Genomic DNA, 22,692 nt, shown 5'->3' on the forward strand with positions numbered 1-22,692 from the left:
TTATTTTTCTTTTCTGCTTTCGAATTCAACTACTTCAGGAATCACTTCCATTCCTGCTCTAACTTTTTGAATTCCATCTAATATTATTCTATCTCCTGAACTCACTCCTGATTTAATTAGTTTATAATCATCAACAGATAAACCTACTTGAACAGCTTTATTTTCTACAATATTCTTATCGTTTACAACAAACAAAGAATAGCCTCCTTGTAATTCAGTAAGGCACTTTTGAGGAACTAACAAAGCGTTCTCTGCATTACGAATATTGATTTTCACTCTAGCAAATTGACCAGGTCTAATAAAACCATCTGGATTTGGAAAAGATGCTTGCAACAAAATAGCCCCTGTTGTAGGGTCTACATTTCTGTCTATAAAATCAACATGACCTTTATGTTCGTATACTGTTTTATCAGAAAAAATTAACTGAATATTTTCTTTGGAGTCCTCTTCGCTAAACTTTTCTTCTTTTGATGCCATATATTCTCGGGCAATCAATAAATAATCGTTTTCAGATAAGAAAAATTGAACTCGAATCGAGTCAACTCTTGAAACGGTATTTAAAATTACCGGATTTGGATCTTTACCTACAAATTCTCCTTGTCTTGCTAAGGTTTTTCCTATCAAACCGTTTAAAGGCGAATAAATATCGGTATACCCTAGGTTTATTTTTGCCAATTTAAGACTCGCTTCTGCAGCTTTCACCTCTGATCTAGCAGCATCTCTCTGAGCTCTAGCCATATCTAACTCTCTTTTACTTATGGCATCGATTTCTGCTAATGGCTCTACACGTTCTAAATCACTTTCTTTTTGGATAAGATTTGTTTTAGATTGAGCAAGTCTACTCTCCTGAGTCGCTACCTCTTGTTTAAAAGGATCTGGATCTACGCTATATAGAAGTTGTCCTTTTTTCACAGTACTACCTTCTTTGAAATGAATTTTCTCAAGAAAACCTTCTACCCTAGCTCTAATAGGAATATCACTTTTTCCATATACCTGCCCCACAAATTCTCTGTAAACAGGAACTGTCTGTGCCTTTATTTCAAATACTTTTAATTTTTGAGGAGGTAATTTAATTTCTTGTTTTTCTTTACATGAAGTAAAAAGAAGTGCACTGCAAAAAAGTGCATAAATAGAAAATTTCATATACGTTAGATTAGTAGTCAATTTTAATTAGTAAAAGTAAAAAAAATTAAGACGCAAATTAAAAATTAATCTCTCACTTTCAAAAATAAAAAAAGCCGATGTGTTAGTCTACACATCGGCTCTGCTTAAATACTAATCATATTTATCTGAAAATATAATTTTCTTTCACTCCTTTTGAATTCATTATTCCTAATTTTAAATACCCTTCTTTCGACTTTTCTTTTAACAAAACATCTACTTGATCTACTGAAGAAACTTTTTCATTATTGATTTCAACCAAAACATTCCCTTCAACTACCCCTAAATCTTTCAATTCAGAATTACGAATATTCACAATTTTCACTCCAGTTTTAACCTTAAAATTTTTCATTTCTTCTTTAGATAACTTCTCAACGGAAAACCCTAATAAATTTACATGTAATGTTTTGTTTTCCGTCAACTCTACAGTTTTGGTAACATAATTATTCTCACGTAAAACAGTTACTTGAATTTTATCACCAGGTCGTTTTGCATTCAACTGACCTTTCAGATCTGAAAATTTTCTAATCTTAACATTCTCTATTTTCACAATGATATCCTCTTCTTGTAAACCTGCTTTTTCTGCTCCCCCACCCTTGGTAATTGCAGTTATTCTAACGCCTTCTAGATCGTCTTTTCGAGGATCGTATTGAATACCAATCAACGCTCGTTGAACATTCCCAAATTCCATGATATCTTCAATAACTTTTTTTGCAATATTCGAAGGAACTGCAAAAGAGTACCCAACAAACGAACCTGTCTGAGAGGATATTGCTGTATTAATTCCAATCAATTCTCCTCGTGTATTCACCAAGGCACCACCGCTATTACCAGGATTAACCGCTGCATCTGTTTGAATAAAAGACTCGGTATTTGAATTCCCTTCAAGGTCACGTCCTTTGGCACTAATAATTCCAGCAGTAACAGTCGATGTAAGATTATACGGATTACCTACCGCCAAAACCCATTCACCCACTTCGATAGCATCAGAATTGGCAAAAGGCAAATACTCAAATTCACCACCTTCAATTTTCAATAAAGCGATATCACTTGCTGGATCTGTTCCTACTAGTTCTGCTTCATAAGTTTTTCTATTATTTAAAGTCACTTCGATTGAGGTCGCATTATCAATTACATGGTTATTGGTAACGATATATCCATCTGAAGAAATTAACACACCACTACCTGTACCCACTTGCTCACGTTGTCTGCCATGCCCACTTCCTCTCCCATAAAAGAAATCAGCAAAAGGATCATGATAGGTACTAACAGAAGTGTTTTTAACGTGAACAACCGCATCCAAACTTTTTGCAGCTGCGGCAACAAAATTGATGTTTTCTGCTGGTAAGGATTCAGTAAAGTTGGCTGGTATTGGTGTGTAATTCGTTGAAACTATAGATGCTTCACTATTTCCTTTCGGTTGAGATTTTATCAAATAAGAAAATCCCGCTAATGATATTGCTCCTCCTAGAAAAGCAACAAAAACTAAACTAACTATTTTTTTCATTTTTGATTTTTTAGATTTACTTCAAAGATAAAAAATCATCAAGTGTAAGAATAGTACTTTAACTGCCTATTAACTTTTTTAACTAGCCTTTAACATGTAAAAAAATCACTTTTTAATTAGCTGATTGATATGAAATTTCAATCCGAAATCTACACTAATCGGAGTAAAATTACCTTCCAATGGCTGCACTTTACCGACATGTAAAAGGAAATCCCATTTTTCACTCAAATTCCTTTCTAAACCAAGTGCATATTGAAACAGCAACCCTCCTCCTAAGTCAATATCACCACCCCCAGCAGCTCCGAACATAGCTTTTATTGAGAGTTTGGTTTTATTAAAAATCGGTTGATAGTAGGTAACTCCTAACAACCCTTCTGCATAGGCTCCATACTCACCTTGGTATGCCCAAACAGTTCCTCCGTTAATACTAAACCTCTCTCCAATATACTTTTGAATTTCAAAAGCTAAAGAATTGAAGCTAGAAAGATATGGAGTTCCTGATTTCGTAGTTGCATCAGGAGGGAAATAGGTTCGATTGTACACCGAAAAAGCCATGTGATTGACCAAGAATTCTTTCGAATCTATATTAAAACCCTTTACTTCTTTATCTAACTTTTTCGGGAACAAACGATCGAAAGATTTCCCAACACCTACCTCAACATGATTCGTGTCAAATGGTCCCCATGGTGACCAGGTTTTACCAGTCATTACTTTTAAATCGTATCCTTTTCCCAACAAGAATGTTAGCCCCACTTCAGCCTGAGCAGTTGCACCACCACCTGATTCTACACCGCCACCACCAGTAGGCCCGAATAACAATCTCGACTCTAAATTAACATAATTACGAATCACAGGAAGCTTTCCTCCAGCCCCTACAAAAATTGACATGTAGCCATCGGTCCCACCCGAGTAAGCACCATTTAATTTCAACATTCCATAAAAGTATGGATTGATAATTCTTTCAATTTGAAAACCTACCAGACCAACATTTGAAACATTCGGTTTCGAAGGCACAGAACCTTCTTTTAAATTAAAATATTGAGTTCCTACAATCGCAACACGTAAAGGACTTGTATCTAATTGTTCTGAAGAAATATTTTTAAAACTTGATGGTTGTACTTTGAAATAATCATTTCCTGTGTACGAAATACCCACATTGACTTGATTGCCAGTTATTTCACCCGTTGGAAAATCAATTCTTGAAACACCAAATCGAATTCCTAAATTACCAAATCGCTGTTCTAAATCTAGATGTGGACGCACAATTAAACCACCACCATCAGCAGCACCTCCGCCGCCGCCTCCACCGACAAAAGCTCCTAAATCTAAATACAAGCCAGATTTCGTTAGTCTTGGACTCCAACCAGCAGACATACCCAAAGTAATCAATCCTGGTCGAATTCCGGTAACCGCAGAATATGAATTTATACCTACATAAATTGTATTATTGTTTTTAACCAAATTAAATAAGTCAAAACCAATTCCTACAAAACCTAAATCGGCTTCTGTATCCATAGAAACGGTTTCCCAACTCAATCGGTATCTATTCGGAAAAACTTGAACAGAATATTCTTGAGCGTTGATTTTTAACGCAACAAGAAGTATGGTAAATAGTATATACTTTCTCATCTCTTTAATTAGAAATTCGTTGTTTTATTTTTATTTGAAACGCAGCAAAAATAAGAGTTGTTATTGGACTTAAATAATTAAAAACTGCATACCCAAAATATTCAGACACTGAGACTCCTAAAACTGACGACTGATACGCCCCACAAGTATTCCATGGGATTAGAACAGAGGTTACAGTACCAGAATCTTCAAGCGTTCTACTCAAATTCTCAGGAGCTAAATTTTTATTTTCAAATGCCTGCTTGAACATCTTACCAGGTATCACAATGGCTAAATACTGATCTGAAGCTATGATATTTAACCCCAAACAACTTCCGACAGTACTAAAAAATAGTCCGAATACTGAAGTTGTAAGTTTCAGCAATGTTTTTGTCATAATAGACAAGGCTCCAATAGCCTCCATGGCTCCACCAAAAACCATTGCGCTTAATATCAATAAAATCGTCCAAAGCATTCCTAACATCCCACTTGAACTAAATAATTCATTTAACGCATCATTTGAAGTTGTGATTTGAACATCTGAGAAAACAGCTTGCATCAGCAACTCTAATTGAGACATTTCAAAAGCCTCCATCACTTCTGATTGGAAGACCAACGAAAAAATTTGTGCCAAAACTACTCCTGCCGACAGTGAAATCAACGGTTTTACTTTAAAAAGAATTAAGGCCACTACTGCCAATGGAACTAAAAATAAAACTGGTTTTATTTGAAAGGTGGTTTCAATTACATTCAACAAATAGGCCAAATCTGTATCTCCGGTTGTTTCAATAAAAAAACTTAAAACCGAAAAAAACAACAAAGTCGCAACCAAGGTCGGCACTGTTGTTAAGGACATATATTTTATATGTGTAAACAGATCCGTACCTGCCATAGCAGGAGCTAAATTCGTTGTATCACTTAAAGGAGACATTTTATCACCAAAATAAGCACCTGAAATAACAGCACCTGCGATCATACCTGATGAAATTCCAAGTGCAGTACCTATACCAACAAACGCAATTCCTACTGTAGCACTGGTAGTCCATGAACTACCTGTTGCAATAGATATAATTGCAGAAATAATTACTGTAGCTGGAAGAAATATAGAAGGGTTCAAAACCTTCAACCCATAAAACACCATCGCCGGAATCACACCACTCAACAACCAAGTCCCAGCAAGTGCACCTACTAAAAACAGAATTAGAATTGGCGTTGCCACACTTTTTATATTGTGCCAAACTCCTTTAAAAATAAAAGAAAGAGACGTGTTATTCTTTAGACCGAGTGCACAAGCGACCACAGCACTAATTAATAAAATAAATTGATTAGAATAATCTCCGAACAGAACACCATCAGCGAAAAAAATATTATACGCCAAAAAACAAATCAACACCAAAACTGGGGATAAAGCCTCGTATAGTAAGATATTATTTTTTTTATTCTCTTGCTTATCCATGGTACTTATTCTCTCTGTTTTGAATCTACAATTATCGTTACTGGACCGTCGTTAATCAGTGCAACTTTCATATCTGCACCAAACACTCCTGTCGAAATTTTTTTCCCTAAATCACGTTCAATTATCTCAATAAATTGTTCATAAACAGGAATAGCTATTGAAGGTTTTGAAGCTTTAATATATGAAGGTCTGTGTCCTTTTTTAGTACTTGCTTGCAACGTAAACTGACTCACCAATAAAACCTCGCCTTCAAGGTCTTTTACTGATAAATTCATAACCCCTTTCTCGTCTGTGAAAACACGCATATTCACAATCTTATTCGAAAGCCATTTCATATCTTCATCTGTATCAGCATCTTCAACGCCCACTAAAACCAACAAACCTTTTTCTATTGATGCATACATATTTTCATCAATCGTTACTGAGGCTTCTTTCACAACTTGTATGACTACTTTCATGTTATTTTTTTTGGCTGTAGATATCTTGTCTAAAATGTTCTTCTTCTCCTTTCATTATTTGACGGTAACTAAAATACCTTGAAGGGGCGATTGAGTCGTCTTCTAAACCTGCTTTAATTGCGCATTTCGGTTCATCGATATGCTTACAATTATGAAACTTACACTGCTCTTTCAAACGAAAAAACTCAGGAAAATAACCAGAAATTTCTTCATCTTCAAAATCTACAATCCCAAAACCTTTAATTCCAGGTGTATCTATTATCGAACCACCAAAACTTAGTGGATGCATTTCTGCAAAAGTTGTGGTATGTTGCCCTTGTTTATGTTGTTCAGAAATCTCAAGCGTTTTTAATTGTAAACTAGGCTCAATAGCATTTACTAATGTAGATTTCCCTACACCAGAATGTCCAGAAAACATGGTCACTTTGTCTTGCATTAAAGTCTTTACCAAAGAAATATTTTCTCCTGTTTTTGCTGAAACCTCAATACAATCATAGCCAATAGATGTATAGATATCTAGCAACTCATCTTTCATTTCTGACGCATCTTCATTATAGGTATCTATTTTATTAAATAAAATAGTAACAGGAATATGATAAGCTTCTGCCGAAACCAAAAAGCGATCTATAAAACTGGTAGTCGTAGGAGGATTATCAATAGTCACAAGTAAAAATGCTCTATCAATATTGGAAGCGATGATGTGAGTTCTTTTTGATAAATTCACAGACTTTCTGACGATATAATTCGTCCTTTCGTGAATATTTATAATGACACCTGTATCCTTTTTAGGTTCCAATTCAAAATCCACTATATCTCCTACCGACACAGGATTCGTACTCTTGATCCCTTCAATTCTAAACTTCCCTCTAATTCTACATTTATGTATTGAATTGTCTTCAGCACGAACGATATACCAACTTCCTGTAGACTTTACAACAACTCCTTCCATATATCAACTTCTCAATTAATTACTTGTGTTTCTAATTGTATGAAACAAAAATACCACAAAGCTCTCAAAATACTGAGATATTTGTGGTATTCTTTTTATCGTTAAAAAGTATCGTTCAAGAAATTATTTTCCTGATACAATAGCTTCTTGATGATTGATTGATTCTTGGTGAATTGCTTTGAATACAGATTCAACAAAAGCATCACTCAATCCTCTTACAGCAGCTTCTTTTTTTACTGTTTCTAAAATAGCAGCCCATCTATCGTCTTGTAAGATTGAGATATTTTCTCCCTTCTTAACTTCTCCAATTTGCTCAACAACTTTCATACGTTCAGCCAATGTGTCTAAAATATGATTATCAATTACATCAATTTCAGCTCTCAATTCTTTCAATTGATCTAAAGCTTGTCCTTCTGCTTTTGGTTCTCTTACTTTTAAGTCATTCATGATTTCTACCAAACGCTCTGGTGTAATTTGCTGTGCAGCATCAGACCATGCATTATCAGGATCAACATGAGTTTCGATCATCAATCCTTCGAAATTTAAATCTAAAGCGATTTGAGAAATCTCTTGGATACCTGTTCTATTTCCACAGATATGTGATGGGTCGTTGATGATTGGCAAATCAGGGAAACGTTGTTTCAAAGCAATTGGTAATTGCCATTGAGGTACATTTCTATAACTTGTTTTCTTGTAAGATGAGAATCCTCTATGAATCACACCTAAATTTTTGATGTTTGCAGTATACAAACGCTCAACACCACCTAACCACAATGCTAAATCTGGGTTGATAGGGTTTTTAATCAAAACGATTTTATCAGTTCCGTTCAATGCATCAGCAATTTCTTGAACTGCAAATGGATTTACAGAAGTTCTAGCTCCAATCCAAAGAATATCAACATCTGCTTCTAAAGCCAATTTAACGTGTGCTAAATTTGCAACTTCAACAGCAATTTTCATTCCTGTTTCTTTTCTTACTCTCTGCAACCATGGTAAAGCAATCGCTCCGATTCCTTCGAATCCTCCTGGTCTAGTTCTTGGTTTCCAAACACCTGCTCTAAAAACAGTAGCATCTGTATTTTTCAATTCGTGAGCAATTTTTAACACTTGCTCTTCTGTTTCTGCACTACAAGGTCCGGCAATTACCAAAGGATGATCTAATTGCATGTCATCCAACCAAGTTCTGAATTCTTTCGTATTTTCCATTTTAATCTAATATTTCTAAGTTGTTCAAAAGAAATTTCTTTCTTCTGTGAATTTATTTTTTTATTCCGTTTAGTACTTCTTTTATATAATTCGTTTCAGACATCGCATTTTGCAACCCCCCTGTATCTTCGTTTTCAATCATCTCTTTAAACTCTTGTAAGTTTTTGATAAAACCATCTAATGAAGTCAAAACATTCTTCTTGTTTCCTACAAAAATAGGCGACCACATTTTTGGAGAACTTTTCGCCAATCGCACAGTAGATTCAAATCCACTACCTGCCATGTCGAAAATGTTTTTTTCATCTTTTTCGATTTCTAAAACCGTTTTTCCTAACATAAAAGAACTAATATGTGAGAGATGAGACACATAGGCAATATGTTTATCGTGCTCTTTGCTATCCATAAAAATGGTTCTCATATTCAAACCGTCAAAAATCGCTAACGTTTTGTTGACAGATTCCTCACTGCTCAATCCTTTATCGCAAATGATATTTACCTTTCCATCGAACAAATTATAGATTGCTGCTTCAGGTCCAGAAAACTCAGTTCCGGCTATGGGATGAACGGCCACAAAATTAACTCTTTTTGAATGCTTTACAACATTTTTACAGATGTTTTCTTTTGTCGAGCCTACATCAAAAACTAATGCATCATCTTTTATAGTATCTAGCACCTCTAAAGCCAGTTGTGGTGCGCTATTTACCGGGATTGCAATCACCACTACATCCACAGTTTTTACAACAGAAAAATCAGAAATCTCATCAATTATACCTAACTCTAAAGCTTTTTTGGCATTTTCAGCACTTGCATCAACTCCAAAAATCGTCCAACCGAAGCGTTTTTTCAACTCCAGCGCCAACGACCCTCCAATGAGTCCTAATCCAATAACAGCTACCGTTTTATTCATTTTAATTACTTTCCTTCTTTCTAGTTTCCTGAAACTCTTTGTAAAACTTCATTTAATTTCTCTTCAGTGACACATAGTGACAATCGAATATAGCCTTCACCATTCGATCCAAAAACAGTACCTGGTGTCAAAAACACATCTTTTTCATACAACATCTTGTCAGTCATTTGTTCAGATGTAATTCCTTCTGGTAATTTTGCCCAAACAAACATACCTCCATTATTTTTATTGTAATCACAATCCAATGCGTCTAATATTTTCCATGTCAAACTTCTTCTTTTCTCATAAATCGTATTGATTTCTTGAAACCATGAAGAAGACAACTCTAAAGCTTTAATAGCACCTTTTTGAATTCCATAAAACATTCCAGAATCCATGTTACTTTTCACTTTCAAAACCTCGGTAAGGTATTTTTCTGATCCCGAAACCATTCCAACACGCCAACCGGCCATATTGAATGATTTGCTCAAAGAGTTCAATTCAAGCGCAACATCTTTTGCTCCTTCATATTGAAATATACTTTTAGGCTCTTCATTTAAAATGAAACTATATGGATTGTCGTTAACGATAAGAATATCATGCTTTTTCGCAAACGCAATTAACTCTTCAAACAACCCATCAGAGGCATTTGTACCTGTTGGCATGTGTGGATAATTTACCCACATAATTTTTACCTTTGACAAATCATTTTTTTCAATCGCCTCATAATCTGGCAACCAACCATTACCAGCTACTAAATCATATTGTATAGCATCAGCCCCCACTAATTTTGTAACCGAACTATATGTTGGATAGCCAGGATTAGGAATCAAAACTTCATCTCCTTCATTTAAAAACGCCATTGATATATGCATAATTCCTTCTTTTGAACCCAAAAGCGGTAAAATCTCGTTGGCCGAATTTAACTCAACATCAAAATACATTTTATAAAAACCTGCAATTGCCTGTCTCAATTCAGGAATCCCTTGATAACTTTTATACCCATGCGCCATAGGGTCAGACAAAGAACTTGTTAAAGCATCTAACACTTCTTTAGGTGGATTCAAATCCGGACTTCCAATTCCTAAACTAATGATTGGTTTTCCTGCAGCAATAAGCTGACCTACTTCTCTTAATTTTTTTGAGAAATAGTATTCTTTAACTCCATTAAGTCTATTTGCTTTTGAAATCATTTTCTAATTCTTTTTATATTCTCCTAAAACTTTGCAGCTCGATACTTTTGATTTGATATCTTTTAATGCGTTTTTATACTCTATATAATCTGTAAAAACCAAATCAGCGAAAAAAGCATACTCCCAAGGTTTGTCGATGATTGGTAATGATTGAATTTTTGACAAATTGACTTTATGGTTCGCCAATTCCATCAAAACTTCTCCCAAAGAACCACTCTCATCTTTCAAAACAAACTTGATAGATGCCTTCGTAGGAAACTCAATCAAATCTTTTCCTTTCTTTTCTACTATCACAAAACGAGTATGATTATCCTTAACCGTTTGAATTTCGGATGCCAAAATATTCAACTTATATATTTCAGCAGCCAAACTACTCGCTATTGCTCCTACACCTTTCAATTGTTGCTCGTCAATTCTTTTCGCAACATCTGCGGTATCTACATCTTCTATCAATTGAATATGCGGATATTGTCTGAAAAACTTACGACACTGTAACAAGGCCATTGGGTGTGAGTACACTTTCTTTATTTCAGAAATATCTTGCCCTTTCAACGCCATTAAATTATGATGTATTGGCAAATAGTACTCACCTACAACGTTCACTTCAGCCTCATCAATCAATGCATAATTTGGCAAAATAGCACCTGCGATAGAATTTTCTATAGCCATCACAGCGACGTCAACTTTATCCGAAACAACCTTATCTGGCATTTCAGCAAACGTCATACACTCATCCATTTCATTATTTGCACCGAAATAATTTTCTGCAACGATGTGATGATAAGATCCTTTAATTCCTTGAATTGCTATTTTCATTTTTCAATATATATAAACACAAAAAAGTCTCGATTTCTCGAGACTTTCTATATTGTATAACTTAATATTATTTTTATAACACACAGAAAGTCTCGCTTCTTTTAAAAAAATAAAAGAAGAAATAGAAACCGTTAAATGTAAATGTGTTTTTCATTTTCTTGATATGAGCGACAAATTTAACTAAATATTTCTTATTACCAAACATTTCTAAAGTTAAATACAATTATTTATTTTTAAATTTAGCATCAAATCAATTGCATCAAAAAAATGGACACTATAACTATTCAAATCATTCCTAAGAAAAAAATCAACAGCATCATTCCTTTACTTCAGCAGTTAAATCATAAAACGCCAAAAAACTTGTTAAAGGAAAGACTTGCGCACATGTGTGAACAAAACTATGAATGTGTTGGTGTTCACGACAATGGAACACTAATTGGCATCTGTGGCTTATGGACATTGACACGTCATTATATTGGAAAAACAATTGAACCCGACCATGTCGTTATAGACGAGAACTATAGAGGTAAAAACATTGGCAAACAATTATTTAATTGGATTTATAGGTATGCAAAAAGCAAAGGATGTGAAGCAACAGAATTAAACGCTTATACAGGCAATCGAAAATCTCATAAATTTTACCTAAATGAGGGCTACGAAATTTATGGATACCACTTTATCAAAGTGTTACGAGAAAATGAAGAATTTTATTAATTTTTTACTTGGTTAATTTAAAAAAGAAAGTATCTTTGCCCCGCAATACCGCGAAAGTAGCTCAGTTGGTAGAGCGTCAGCCTTCCAAGCTGAATGTCGCCGGTTCGAACCCGGTCTTTCGCTCAAAAAAAGCTTCATCAGTTGATGAAGCTTTTTTTATATCTCAATGTGTGATTTTTTTCTCAATTACGAAAAGCAAAATAATCGGTATCGCTAACAAGCCAACCATCATTGTATTTTCCATTAACAATTGCGGATACAAAAGCAAAGTCAAAACAAAGCCACCAATCGCACCACCTAAATGCGCACTATGACCTACATTGCCTAGTTGCTTTTTCATAGCATAGATTGAATATAGTAAATAGCCTACACCAAAAACATATCCTGGCAAAGGAATTGGTACAGGAAAAAGAATCAGTTTCATATTAGGATACAACATCACAGCACTATACACTACGCCTGAAACAGCTCCGGATGCCCCTACAGCACAATAGTAAAGATTTTCTTTATGATAAGCCAAAGAAAATAAATTACCGATCAATAAACTTCCTAAATAAATCGCTAAAAAGTTAAGCACTCCAAGAGACCCAACAACCGCATCAGAAAAAATATACAAGGCATACATATTGAAACCTAAATGCATATAATCTACATGTAAAAACCCCGAAGTTAACAAACGAATTTTTTGTCCGGCAAGTATAGGACCTATTTGAAATTTGTATTTATCTAAAAACAGCCTATCCTGGATTCCTTTATAAGAAAACAAAACATTGATGATAATAATACCAAGTACTAATTTATTCATGATTTTAAAAACGCCCGGTTAAAGATAAAATTATATTTTATTAAAAAAAACTTTTATTTATCAACCGTTTATAAAAAAAACAAGACCATTTGTAAAAAATATTCATAGAAGACATCTGAAAAAATATTCAAACAACAGCAGCTCTAGCTCTCATTAGGAATGCTTATATTTGCTGCTTAATACAGTCGTCATTATGCAACGTTTACAATTTATGATAGCCTACCCTTTGCTATGGCTATTCTCTAAATTACCATTTTTTATTTTACACGGAATCTCGGATTTTGCCTTTGTTTTAACCTACTACGTCTTCAACTACCGTAAAGAAGTGGTTTTAAACAACTTAAAAATAGCATTTCCAGAAAAAACTGAAAAGGAATTATTGTCGATCCGAAGAAAATTCTTTCATCATTTTACTGATATTTTTGTTGAAACCGCGAAATCACTTACCATCTCAAATAAAGAACTAAACAAAAGATACAAATTTGTAAATCCAGAAATTCTGAAACCTTATGAACTTACAGGAAAAAGTATCGCCTTAATGGGGTCTCATTATGCAAATTGGGAATGGATTGTAAGCATCCCTAGGGTTACTAAATTACAAGGGGTTGGAATTTACAAAAGCCTCTCGAACCCCTATTTCGATAAACTAATCCGTAAAAACAGAAGTCGTTTTGGTGGAGTTTTGATACCGATGAACCAAACCGCAAAAAGAATGGTAACTAACAAACAAAACAAAATCCCTTCTATTTATGGTTTGTTAAGTGACCAATCTCCTACTTTACACCGTACTCAGTATTGGAGAAATTTCTTAAATGCTAATGTTCCCATTCACACAGGTGCCGAAGCTTTAGCAAAAAAGCATGATTTTACGGTGATGTATTTCAAAGTTGACAGAGTAAAAAGAGGGTATTATGAAGTGACTCTTGATGTTCTTGCTAAAAACCCCAAAGAGTTTAAAGATTTTGAAATTACCGATGAGTTTTTAAAACGAACTGAAAAGCAAATCCATGAAAAACCAGAATTTTATTTTTGGACACATAGACGCTTCAAACACATGAAATCTCAGAGCTAAGATTATTCAATATGAAAAAGAAATGGTTTGTTGCCATACTGATTGTTGTTGCTTTGTTGAATATACTTCAAAGTTACTCTACCGAGTTACTGCAAGATGAGGCTTATTATTGGATGTATAGTAAATACTTGGACTGGGGGTATTTCGACCACCCTCCTTTGGTAGCTATCTATATATTTGTTAGTGATTTTTTATTTTCCGATGAACTAGGAGTTCGATTTATTTCGGCAATTCAATACAGTTTAACGGTATACTTGCTATGGACTTTGATTGATATTCCAAATAAATACAAATACGGACAGCTTTTTTTATTGACCGTATTATCTACTTTTTTATTCAATGTTTACGGCTTTATCACAGTACCAGATACACCACTGTTATTCTTTATGGCAATCTATTTAATTGCTTATAAAAACATACTGAGTACAGGTAGATCAAAACATTACGTTTTACTATCTGTAGCTATTGCCGGCTTGTTATATAGTAAATACACAGGCATATTAATTGTTTTTTTCACTGTATTATCTAATCTGCAACTCTTAAAAAACAAAAAGTTTTGGCTAAGTGTTGTAGGAGTTGTTTTATTATTTTGTCCTCACCTATTTTGGCAATACAACAATGATTTCCCCTCTATTCGATATCATTTGTACGAACGAACAAGCGGTAGAACCTATCGAATGGACTACACCATCATGCATTTTGTAAATCAAATTGCCATTATCGGATTTACATTTCCAATCATCTACCTAGCTTTTTATAAGAACCTAAAAAATAAAGATTTATTTCAAAAAGCTCTCAACTATATTGTTATTGGCTTTATCTCCTTTTTCTTTATTATGTCTTTTAAAGGCCCTACACAAGCTCAATGGACGATACCAATTACCTTTCCACTAATCATTATCACATTTCTACATTTAACTCAAAACCAAAGAGCTAAAAAAACATTTGTAAAGCTTGCAATAGTTAATTTGGTGATTATCTGTTTCGCAAGAATCATTTTAGCAAATGATGGAATTTTACCGATTCAACTAGAAACTCATGGTAATAAACAATGGGTAGAAAATATCAACCAGCAAACAAAAGGAAAACAAAAAATATTTTTAAATTCTTACCAAAACGCATCTCTCTATTCTTTCTATAGTAAAGAAATTACTGCTGCCTATAACAATTATGATTCAAGAAAGAATCAATTCAATTTATTGGATATTCAAAACAATCTTGAAAACAAAACAGTAGTACATATCTCAGGAAATAGCAATCGCGAAACGAACTACATCTTCGCCAAGAAAAAGAAAGATACTTTATACGGAAGTACTATCAACTCTTTTTTTTCTATAAAAGACCTAAAATACACATACAAGAATCTCGACCTAGAGTCAGGAATAAATAAAAAAACAATCAATATCTATAACCCTTACAGCAAAAGCATTTCTTTAAAAGACGTTGAATCAATAATTGTCTTGAAAGACAAACAAAATCAAACTCAAAAAACGGTTCATCTACATTACACAAGTGTTGATAATGTTTTACAACCTAACTCAAACTCTAGCATAGAAATAGAGTTCAACATAACTAAAAACACTTCAAAAAAAATAGACCATTTCGATATTGCAATAAGAAACAACACCAAAATGGCCTTTCAAAAAGTGAATCACTAGTTTTTACAAACCTGCAATTTCTTTAATCTCTTTTATCGTTTTATCTGCCAAAGCATCTGCACTTTCTTGTGAAGTACTTTCTGTATAAATACGAATAATCGGTTCTGTATTTGACTTTCTTAGATGTACCCATTCAGTAGGAAAATCTATTTTCACCCCATCGATAGTATTTACATCTTCTGACTTATGTTTCTCAGCCATTTTAACCAAAATTGCATCGACATCTAAACTTGGTGTTAATTGAATTTTGTTTTTACTCATATAGTAACTTGGATACGAATTTCGCAATTCTTTACAAGATTTACCACTCTTTGCCAAATGAGATAAAAACAAAGCTACACCTACCAAAGAATCTCTACCGTAATGAGATTCTGGATAGATGATTCCCCCATTACCTTCACCACCAATAACGGTATTGGTTTCTTTCATGGCAATCACAACGTTTACTTCACCAACTGCACTTGCAGTATAAGACCCTCCATGCTTTTCCGTAACATCTCTCAAAGCTCTCGATGAAGATAAGTTAGAAACAGTATTACCGCCTTTTAGTTCTCCTAGCACATAATCCGCACAAGCAACCAATGTATACTCTTCTCCAAACATAGAACCATCTTCGTTTACCAAAGCCAATCTATCTACATCCGGATCCACCACAATTCCAAAATCTGCTTTTTCTGCAACGACCAATTTCGAAATATCTTCTAAATGCTCTTTTAAAGGTTCTGGGTTATGAGGAAACTGTCCGTTTGGATCACAGTACAACTTTACACACTCTACCCCCAATCGCTCTAACAAAGCAGGAATAAATATTCCTCCAGTAGAATTCACTGCATCTAAAACTACTTTAAAATTAGCTTTCTTTACAGCTTCAACATCCACCAAATTCAAGTCAAGAACCGCATCGATATGTTTTTGAACATACGAGCGATCTTTTGTATAGGCTCCTAAATCATCAACCTCGGCATAGCTATAAGCATCGTTTTCAGCAATCACCAAAATTTTCTCTCCTTCAACACCATTCAGAAACTCTCCTTTCTCGTTTAATAACTTTAAGGCATTCCATTGCTTTGGGTTATGAGAAGCAGTTATGATTATTCCTCCATCTGCTTTTTCCATAGGCACAGCAACCTCAACCGTTGGCGTTGTTGACAATCCTAAATCTACTACATCAATTCCCAATCCAACCAAGGTATTCGAAACCAGACTACTAATCATTTTCCCTGAAATTCGAGCATCTCTTCCGATTACCACTTTTAATTTTTCGGCCTTTTTCTCATTTCGCTCCAACAACCAAGTACCGTATGCACTCGCAAATTTAACAGCATCTAATGGGGTCAAGTTGTCTCCAATCCCTCCTCCAATTGTTCCTCGTATTCCTGATATTGATTTTATTAATGACATAGTTTTCGTTCGTTTATTTGATGTGACAAAAATATAAAAGTATGTGGTTTAACACGCAAAATTATACTAGAGTTTTTTTATAGCTCTTCAATACAAACTATAGATCAAAAAAAAGAGCTATCAATTGATAGCTCTTTTAAAATATTTAGATGGAAATATTATTTCCCTTCCATTTTTTTCTTCAAGTCAGCAAGACCTGCAATATCTCCGAATGTTGATTTCTCAGCACTTTCAGCTTTCTTAGCAGCTGCTTTGATATTTTTAGCCTCTTCAGCTCTAAAGATTGCAGTATGAGAAGCAACAATTCTTCTATACTCTTTATTGAACTCTAAGATTTTGAAGTCAGCAGCATCACCTTTACCAAGTTTGCTTCCATCTTCTTTTTCTAAATGACGTCCTGGTACGAAAGCCTCAACTCCGTCAGCAAACACAACGATTGCTCCTTTGTCAGTTTTTTCTTTGATTGTACCTGCATGAACTGAATCGATGCTATAAGTAGCTTCATGTCCATCCCATGGGTTGTCTTGAGTTTGTTTGTGACCTAAGTTTAACTTACGGTTCTCAACATCCAATTCTAATACTTGAACATCCAATACATCACCAACTGCTACGAAGTCAGATGGGTGTTTGATTTTCTTAGTCCAAGATAAATCAGAAATATAAACCAATCCGTCAATACCTTCCTCTAATTCTACAAATACTCCGAAGTTCGTGTAATTTCTTACAGTTCCTTGGTGCTTAGAACCAACTGGGTATTTCTTAGTAATATCAGTCCATGGATCTGGGTGTAATTGTTTGATACCTAGAGACATTTTTCTATCCTCTCTATCTAACGTTAAGATTACAGCCTCAACCTCATCTCCAACTTTCACGAAATCTTGTGCAGAACGTAAGTGAGTTGACCATGACATTTCAGAAACGTGGATCAATCCTTCTACTCCTTGCTCAACTTCGATAAACGCACCGTAATCAGCAAGTACAACTACTTTACCTTTTACTTTGTCACCAACTTTTAATTCAGCATCTAATGCTTCCCAAGGGTGAGCGTTTAATTGTTTCAATCCTAATTGAATTCTTGTTTTTTGATCATCAAAATCCAAGATTACAACATTTAATTTTTGATCTAATTCAACTACCTCAGATGGGTGGTTAATTCTAGACCAAGATAAGTCAGTAATATGAACCAAACCGTCTACTCCACCTAAATCGATGAATACACCGTAAGAAGTAATGTTTTTAACAACACCTTCTAATACTTGTCCTTTTTCTAACTTAGAAATGATTTCTTTTTTCTGTACTTCGATATCAGCCTCAATAAGTGCTTTATGAGATACTACAACGTTTTTAAACTCGTGGTTGATTTTAACAACTTTGAATTCCATTGTTTTATCTACATATTGATCGTAATCTCTAATAGGCTTCACATCAATTTGTGAACCTGGTAAGAAAGCTTCGATTCCGAATACATCAACAATCATACCTCCTCTAGTTCTACATTTAACGAATCCGTTAACTACTTCACCAGTTTCTTGTGCGTTGATTACTCTATCCCAAGCTTTGATTACTCTCGCTTTTTTATGAGATAATACTAATTGACCAGAAACGTCTTCTCTTTTATCAACCAATACCTCTACAGTATCACCAACAGCTAAGTTAGGATTGTAACGGAATTCGTTCAAAGAGATAACTCCTTCAGATTTTGAATTGATGTCAATAATTGCATCACGTTCAGTAATTCTAGTAACAATACCTTCAATTACATCCAACTCGTTTACGAAACCTACAGTTCCTTCTAAAGCTGATTCAAATTCTTTCAATTTAGCCTCATCAACAGCTTCAATACCTTCTTCGTATTTGTGCCAATCGAAATCTGCTAAAAATTGTTCTGGATTTACAGTTTCAACTGCAGGACTATCCTGAGCTTCCACTTCGTTTTTTAATTCTTCAGACATAATGTCTTAATATTTGTATTTCATTGTCAACCAGATAATTTAAACGATATCAACAACAAAAGATGTTAGTTATATTTTATATAATTCCTTTTCTAATATCTGTACTCGTAAAAAGGAGTGCAAATTTAAGGTTTATTTTTCAATTGCACAACATCATTACATGTCAAAATTATTTGATTGTTAGCTCTTTATAAAAAAACGCATGGCTACAACATTCATCAAAGCTTCTATATCAAAAAAGAAACGGTTTCTTTAGATTAATGAAACTATTAGACGTACCTTTGCAGACTTTTAATAACGGCTAACAAAGTAGGGATATTATTTTGTAAGTCAATAACTTATACAAAATGTCTACATTTAAAGAATTAGGATTGAACGACGAAATCCTAAAAGCGCTTACCGATTTAGGATACGAAACACCTTCTGAAATTCAAGAAAAAGCTGTTCCTCAAGTAATTTCATCTACACAAGATTTGAAAGCTTTTGCACAAACAGGAACAGGAAAAACTGCCGCATTTAGTTTACCCGTGTTACAAAAACTTGACACGAATAGCAAAGCTACACAAGCAATCATACTCTCTCCAACAAGAGAATTAGCAGTACAAATTGGAAAAAATATTGAAAGTTTTTCTAAATACATGAAAGGCGTAAACGTACTTACAGTTTACGGTGGTGCAAATATTGAAGAACAAATTAGAGGTCTTAGAAAAGGAGTTCAAATTGTTGTTGGTACTCCAGGTAGAACCGTAGACCTTATCAAAAGAGGAAAACTAAAACTGGAAAATGTACAATGGTTGATCTTAGATGAAGCAGACGAAATGCTAAACATGGGATTCAAAGATGAATTAGACCAAGTTTTAGAAGTTACACCTGTAGAAAAACAAACGTTACTTTTTTCTGCTACCTTCCCAAGAGAAGTTGAATCTATTGCGAGAAACTATATGGATGACCCAATGGAAATCACTGCGGGTCAAAAAAACAAAGGTTCTGATAACGTAACCAACGAATACTATATGGTTACAGAAAGAAACCGCTACCCAGCACTTAGAAGAATTTGTGATGCAAACCCTGATATTTATGGAATCGTATTTTGTCGAACAAAACGCGAAACTGCTCAGGTAGCTGACAACCTTATTCAAGATGGATACAATGCAGATGCACTTCACGGAGACTTATCTCAAGCTCAACGTGATGGGGTAATGCAAAAGTTCAGAAACAAAAGTTTACAAATGCTGGTTGCAACAGATGTTGCTGCACGTGGTTTAGATGTAAACAACTTAACTCATGTAATCAACTACAAATTACCAGATCAGATTGAAGCTTATACACACAGAAGTGGACGTACAGGTAGAGCCGGTAACAAAGGTTTATCAATTGCAATTATCACCAATAAAGAGTTGAGCAAATTGCGTCCAATTGAACGTAAAATCAACAAAAAATTCGAAAAGAAAGACGTTCCAAGCGGTGAAGAAATCTGTAAGAGCCAGTTGTTTAGTTTGATTAACAATGTTAAAGAAACTGAAGTAAACCACAAACAAATAGACAGCTATCTTGAAAGTATTTATAGCAGTTTAGAAGGACTTGATAGAGAGGAATTGATTCAAAAATTTGTTTCTGTAGAGTTCAACAAATTCTTAAAACATTATGCTAATTCACGTGATTTAAACGAAGCAGAAAGAAGCAGAACAGACGAAAGAGGCAAATCAAGAGATGACGAAAACATGACACGTTTCTTTATCAACCTAGGTAGAAAAGATGACTTAAACCCAGGTAAATTGATAGGTCTAATCAACCAACAAGAAATCACAGACAATGTAGAGATTGGTCAAATTGAAATACTAGACACCTTCTCATTCTTTGAATTAGACAAAAACTTTACAGATGAAACAATCAGTGCTTTTGAAGGAGCTGATTTTAACGGACGTAGTGTAAACGTAGAAATCACTCAAAAGAAAAAACGTTCTGGTGGCGGAGGTCGAGGAAGACGTGATCGCAGAGGTGGAAGCGAAGACAGAAGAGGTAGAGGAAGACGTTACGAAGGAGGAAATCGCTCTGAAAGAAGAAGTGGCGGTAGATCTGACAGAAATGACAGCAGACGAAGAGACGGAGATTCTAAAGACAATAGAAGATCTTCAGACAGACCTGATAGATCAGATAGATCTGACAGAAGTGCAGGTTTTGGAAGAAGAAGAAACTAGTTTAGATGTACATAAAAAAAAGCAGGAACCATAATATTCCTGCTTTTTTTTGTTGTGAATTAATTATTTTATCATTTGTGCATCTGAAGGATACCATTCTCCATCAAACCAAGGTTCAAGTGGCCCATACAATCTAAATATAGTGTTCCAACCTTTTCCGGGTATGGTTTGTATCCAATTATTTTCTAAACCTATAGGAGGAGTAGGAGCAAAATAAATATCGTATGATCCATCATCGTTTTTAACGATACCTTTTTTATTACTGTCAATACCAGGGAAACGCTGATCTGTTTGTAACATTGAGCGTGTTTGGTTATCATAAATAGTAAAAGACCAAAAATCTTTCATAGGAGCATTCGCTGGTACATTAAACTTATAGGTTTTACTTCCATCAAATGTATTTCCTTCAGCATCTGAATAAGCAATTGCATATTGCGAACCTTTCCCTATTATTTTCATAGACATCGCTGGTGTAATTCCCGTAGCATAAAAATGAAAAGCTGCACGAGCATCTAACAACCGAACACCCTCATGCTCAAATAAATAACTTTTATAAGCTAGAGGATTTAACCATTTGGTACCTTTGAACTTAGTCAAATATTCTGATCTTGGTTTTGCCATCTGCGTTCTCACGATTGCAGCACCTATCTTAGCAGCTTCTTTTAAGATCTTTTGCATACGTTCATCAGGAGCAAATTCTTGACCTTTTTTAATTCCTATAGCAGCTAACACCCCCAACAATTCAGGGTTTTCACCGATAGTCGGTTCAGCTTGTACAACCGCATTCATTTCATCAAAAATTTTCTCATCCATTCTATGAATGGTATTATTTAACACTCCCGAAGCATTTACAAAAGTCATTTTTGGAGGATTATTCTTCTTAGAAAGAGGATATACCTTAAAGCTTTTCTTGGTTGCATCAACGGCAGGCTTAGGACTTCCATCTTTTTGGAAACCTCTCCAAATCACCCAGTGTCCATACGTATTCGCGTGTCGAACAAAATAACCATCAGGTATCTTTCCTTTGTACCCTGGAGGCACAATTAAAAATTTTCCGCCTTTTGACTTATCCGGTCCCAAACGGCCAAAATCTGCTACATATTTAAACCAATGATCGTCAATAATCCCCAATACATCTGGTGGCGTTTCTATCACCATTGGCTCATCCCCTAACTCTAACCATGTAGCCATGTAGACAGAAGTAGTATTTGGTGTTAACCAAAAAGCCTTCGAATCCATCAAATCTTCAAATAGAACTGCCGTGTAATTTGCAGGTCCAAATTCAAGAATTCCATTTTTCATGCCTTCCATTGAAGCTATTTGAATTCCCTTTAAAAAAGCTTCAACACCATTATGAAGGTCAACATAGTCGTATACTTTCTTTTGAGTATCCTCTAACGGAACTCCATCAAAAAAATTCAATTCACCAATTTCTGTTTGCAACAAATTGGGTGTAGAAATACCCTCAGGAATTTCTGTGGTCATTTTCATTTTCTGAATCTCTACAACTACGTCTTTTTCAATCGAGCTCTTCTTCTCTGCACAAGAGAACAAGGTCAACACACTTCCAAGTAACACTAAGTTTTTTGATATTTCCATAAATTTATTTTTTGTGATGTTGAAATTAATAAAATACAACTCCTAAATCAAAT

General features: G+C 34.6%; 18 protein-coding genes and 1 tRNA gene. 5 read left to right on the forward strand and 14 right to left on the reverse strand.

Translation table 11 applies throughout. The annotated features are described in order from the left end of the window. From F6P99_RS00435 to F6P99_RS00480, 10 genes are all read right to left on the reverse strand, one after another. Positions 1-1,143, reverse strand: coding sequence for an efflux RND transporter periplasmic adaptor subunit (locus F6P99_RS00435; protein ID WP_152285474.1), 1,143 nt, complete (start codon positions 1,141-1,143; stop codon positions 1-3). Between the two features lie 142 nt (positions 1,144-1,285). Further along, positions 1,286-2,668 carry a trypsin-like peptidase domain-containing protein gene (locus tag F6P99_RS00440; RefSeq protein WP_152285475.1) on the reverse strand — a complete coding sequence of 461 codons (1,383 nt, stop codon included), beginning with the start codon at positions 2,666-2,668 and terminating at the stop codon, positions 1,286-1,288. A 105-nt stretch (positions 2,669-2,773) separates the two neighbouring features. Continuing rightward, on the reverse strand, positions 2,774-4,297 hold the full coding sequence (locus tag F6P99_RS00445) for a hypothetical protein (protein WP_152285476.1): 1,524 nt from the start codon (positions 4,295-4,297) through the stop codon (positions 2,774-2,776). 4 nt (positions 4,298-4,301) lie between these two features. Further along, positions 4,302-5,732, reverse strand: a complete 1,431-nt coding sequence (locus F6P99_RS00450) for a Na+/H+ antiporter NhaC family protein (protein ID WP_152285477.1) — start codon at positions 5,730-5,732, stop codon at positions 4,302-4,304. A gap of 5 nt (positions 5,733-5,737) precedes the next feature. Beyond that, positions 5,738-6,190 carry a D-aminoacyl-tRNA deacylase gene (dtd, locus tag F6P99_RS00455; protein ID WP_152285478.1) on the reverse strand — a complete coding sequence of 151 codons (453 nt, stop codon included), beginning with the start codon at positions 6,188-6,190 and terminating at the stop codon, positions 5,738-5,740. Between the two features lies 1 nt (position 6,191). Further along, positions 6,192-7,139, reverse strand: a complete 948-nt coding sequence (gene rsgA / locus F6P99_RS00460) for a ribosome small subunit-dependent GTPase A (protein WP_152285479.1) — start codon at positions 7,137-7,139, stop codon at positions 6,192-6,194. A gap of 123 nt (positions 7,140-7,262) precedes the next feature. Next, positions 7,263-8,345: a bifunctional 3-deoxy-7-phosphoheptulonate synthase/chorismate mutase type II gene (locus F6P99_RS00465; protein ID WP_152285480.1), complete on the reverse strand. Its 1,083-nt coding sequence runs from the start codon at positions 8,343-8,345 to the stop codon at positions 7,263-7,265. A 52-nt stretch (positions 8,346-8,397) separates the two neighbouring features. Then, positions 8,398-9,252 (reverse strand): prephenate dehydrogenase, encoded by an 855-nt coding sequence (locus F6P99_RS00470; protein WP_152285481.1) that lies wholly within the window; start codon positions 9,250-9,252, stop codon positions 8,398-8,400. 20 nt (positions 9,253-9,272) lie between these two features. Then, positions 9,273-10,424 (reverse strand): pyridoxal phosphate-dependent aminotransferase, encoded by a 1,152-nt coding sequence (locus tag F6P99_RS00475; RefSeq protein ID WP_152285482.1) that lies wholly within the window; start codon positions 10,422-10,424, stop codon positions 9,273-9,275. Positions 10,425-10,427: 3 nt separating this feature from the next. Then, positions 10,428-11,240 carry a prephenate dehydratase gene (locus tag F6P99_RS00480; protein ID WP_152285483.1) on the reverse strand — a complete coding sequence of 271 codons (813 nt, stop codon included), beginning with the start codon at positions 11,238-11,240 and terminating at the stop codon, positions 10,428-10,430. Between the two features lie 267 nt (positions 11,241-11,507). On the opposite strand from F6P99_RS00480, the gene F6P99_RS00485 reads away from it, so the two are divergent. Then, the gene (locus F6P99_RS00485; protein ID WP_152285484.1) at positions 11,508-11,954 is read left to right on the forward strand and encodes a GNAT family N-acetyltransferase; all 447 of its coding nucleotides are present in this window, start codon (positions 11,508-11,510) and stop codon (positions 11,952-11,954) included. Between the two features lie 50 nt (positions 11,955-12,004). Then, positions 12,005-12,077, forward strand: a tRNA-Gly gene (locus F6P99_RS00490). A gap of 40 nt (positions 12,078-12,117) precedes the next feature. Here the strand turns inward: F6P99_RS00490 and F6P99_RS00495 are convergent. Continuing rightward, positions 12,118-12,759, reverse strand: a complete 642-nt coding sequence (locus F6P99_RS00495) for a rhomboid family intramembrane serine protease (RefSeq protein WP_152285485.1) — start codon at positions 12,757-12,759, stop codon at positions 12,118-12,120. A 193-nt stretch (positions 12,760-12,952) separates the two neighbouring features. Between F6P99_RS00495 and F6P99_RS00500 the strand changes: the two genes are divergently transcribed. Beyond that, positions 12,953-13,831: a lysophospholipid acyltransferase family protein gene (locus tag F6P99_RS00500; protein ID WP_152285486.1), complete on the forward strand. Its 879-nt coding sequence runs from the start codon at positions 12,953-12,955 to the stop codon at positions 13,829-13,831. Positions 13,832-13,842: 11 nt separating this feature from the next. Next, positions 13,843-15,489, forward strand: coding sequence for an ArnT family glycosyltransferase (locus tag F6P99_RS00505; RefSeq protein ID WP_152285487.1), 1,647 nt, complete (start codon positions 13,843-13,845; stop codon positions 15,487-15,489). Between the two features lie 3 nt (positions 15,490-15,492). Here F6P99_RS00505 and glmM read toward each other — a convergent pair whose 3' ends face one another. Together glmM and rpsA are read right to left on the reverse strand one after the other, a co-directional pair. Next, complete coding sequence (gene glmM / locus F6P99_RS00510) at positions 15,493-16,890, reverse strand: phosphoglucosamine mutase (RefSeq protein ID WP_152285488.1); 1,398 nt, start codon at positions 16,888-16,890, stop codon at positions 15,493-15,495. Positions 16,891-17,048: 158 nt separating this feature from the next. Then, positions 17,049-18,842, reverse strand: a complete 1,794-nt coding sequence (rpsA, locus tag F6P99_RS00515) for a 30S ribosomal protein S1 (RefSeq protein ID WP_152285489.1) — start codon at positions 18,840-18,842, stop codon at positions 17,049-17,051. A 347-nt stretch (positions 18,843-19,189) separates the two neighbouring features. Between rpsA and F6P99_RS00520 the strand changes: the two genes are divergently transcribed. Continuing rightward, the gene (locus F6P99_RS00520) at positions 19,190-21,040 is read left to right on the forward strand and encodes a DEAD/DEAH box helicase (RefSeq protein ID WP_152285490.1); all 1,851 of its coding nucleotides are present in this window, start codon (positions 19,190-19,192) and stop codon (positions 21,038-21,040) included. A 63-nt stretch (positions 21,041-21,103) separates the two neighbouring features. Here the strand turns inward: F6P99_RS00520 and F6P99_RS00525 are convergent, their stop codons facing one another. Further along, entirely contained in the window at positions 21,104-22,639 is a 1,536-nt protein-coding gene (locus F6P99_RS00525) for a DUF1254 domain-containing protein (RefSeq protein WP_226912979.1), read from the reverse strand. Positions 22,640-22,692: the final 53 nt, after the last annotated feature.

The sequence above is a fragment of the Flavicella marina genome (genome assembly GCF_009193215.1).
Lineage (GTDB): Bacteria > Bacteroidota > Bacteroidia > Flavobacteriales > Flavobacteriaceae > Flavicella > Flavicella marina.

What these genes read in the sequence shown, in the direction of transcription:
- F6P99_RS00475 (WP_152285482.1), bottom strand. Translation starts at nt 10,424, where the DNA reads ATGATTTCAAAAGCAAATAGACTTAATGGAGTTAAAGAATACTATTTC.
- F6P99_RS00470 (WP_152285481.1), bottom strand. Translation starts at nt 9,252, where the DNA reads ATGAATAAAACGGTAGCTGTTATTGGATTAGGACTCATTGGAGGGTCG.
- F6P99_RS00435 (WP_152285474.1), bottom strand. Translation starts at nt 1,143, where the DNA reads ATGAAATTTTCTATTTATGCACTTTTTTGCAGTGCACTTCTTTTTACT.
- F6P99_RS00525 (WP_226912979.1), bottom strand. Translation starts at nt 22,639, where the DNA reads ATGGAAATATCAAAAAACTTAGTGTTACTTGGAAGTGTGTTGACCTTG.
- F6P99_RS00480 (WP_152285483.1), bottom strand. Translation starts at nt 11,240, where the DNA reads ATGAAAATAGCAATTCAAGGAATTAAAGGATCTTATCATCACATCGTT.
- rpsA (WP_152285489.1), bottom strand. Translation starts at nt 18,842, where the DNA reads ATGTCTGAAGAATTAAAAAACGAAGTGGAAGCTCAGGATAGTCCTGCA.
- dtd (WP_152285478.1), bottom strand. Translation starts at nt 6,190, where the DNA reads ATGAAAGTAGTCATACAAGTTGTGAAAGAAGCCTCAGTAACGATTGAT.
- rsgA (WP_152285479.1), bottom strand. Translation starts at nt 7,139, where the DNA reads ATGGAAGGAGTTGTTGTAAAGTCTACAGGAAGTTGGTATATCGTTCGT.
- F6P99_RS00520 (WP_152285490.1), top strand. Translation starts at nt 19,190, where the DNA reads ATGTCTACATTTAAAGAATTAGGATTGAACGACGAAATCCTAAAAGCG.
- F6P99_RS00465 (WP_152285480.1), bottom strand. Translation starts at nt 8,345, where the DNA reads ATGGAAAATACGAAAGAATTCAGAACTTGGTTGGATGACATGCAATTA.
- glmM (WP_152285488.1), bottom strand. Translation starts at nt 16,890, where the DNA reads ATGTCATTAATAAAATCAATATCAGGAATACGAGGAACAATTGGAGGA.
- F6P99_RS00440 (WP_152285475.1), bottom strand. Translation starts at nt 2,668, where the DNA reads ATGAAAAAAATAGTTAGTTTAGTTTTTGTTGCTTTTCTAGGAGGAGCA.
- F6P99_RS00485 (WP_152285484.1), top strand. Translation starts at nt 11,508, where the DNA reads ATGGACACTATAACTATTCAAATCATTCCTAAGAAAAAAATCAACAGC.
- F6P99_RS00500 (WP_152285486.1), top strand. Translation starts at nt 12,953, where the DNA reads ATGCAACGTTTACAATTTATGATAGCCTACCCTTTGCTATGGCTATTC.
- F6P99_RS00495 (WP_152285485.1), bottom strand. Translation starts at nt 12,759, where the DNA reads ATGAATAAATTAGTACTTGGTATTATTATCATCAATGTTTTGTTTTCT.
- F6P99_RS00445 (WP_152285476.1), bottom strand. Translation starts at nt 4,297, where the DNA reads ATGAGAAAGTATATACTATTTACCATACTTCTTGTTGCGTTAAAAATC.
- F6P99_RS00505 (WP_152285487.1), top strand. Translation starts at nt 13,843, where the DNA reads ATGAAAAAGAAATGGTTTGTTGCCATACTGATTGTTGTTGCTTTGTTG.
- F6P99_RS00450 (WP_152285477.1), bottom strand. Translation starts at nt 5,732, where the DNA reads ATGGATAAGCAAGAGAATAAAAAAAATAATATCTTACTATACGAGGCT.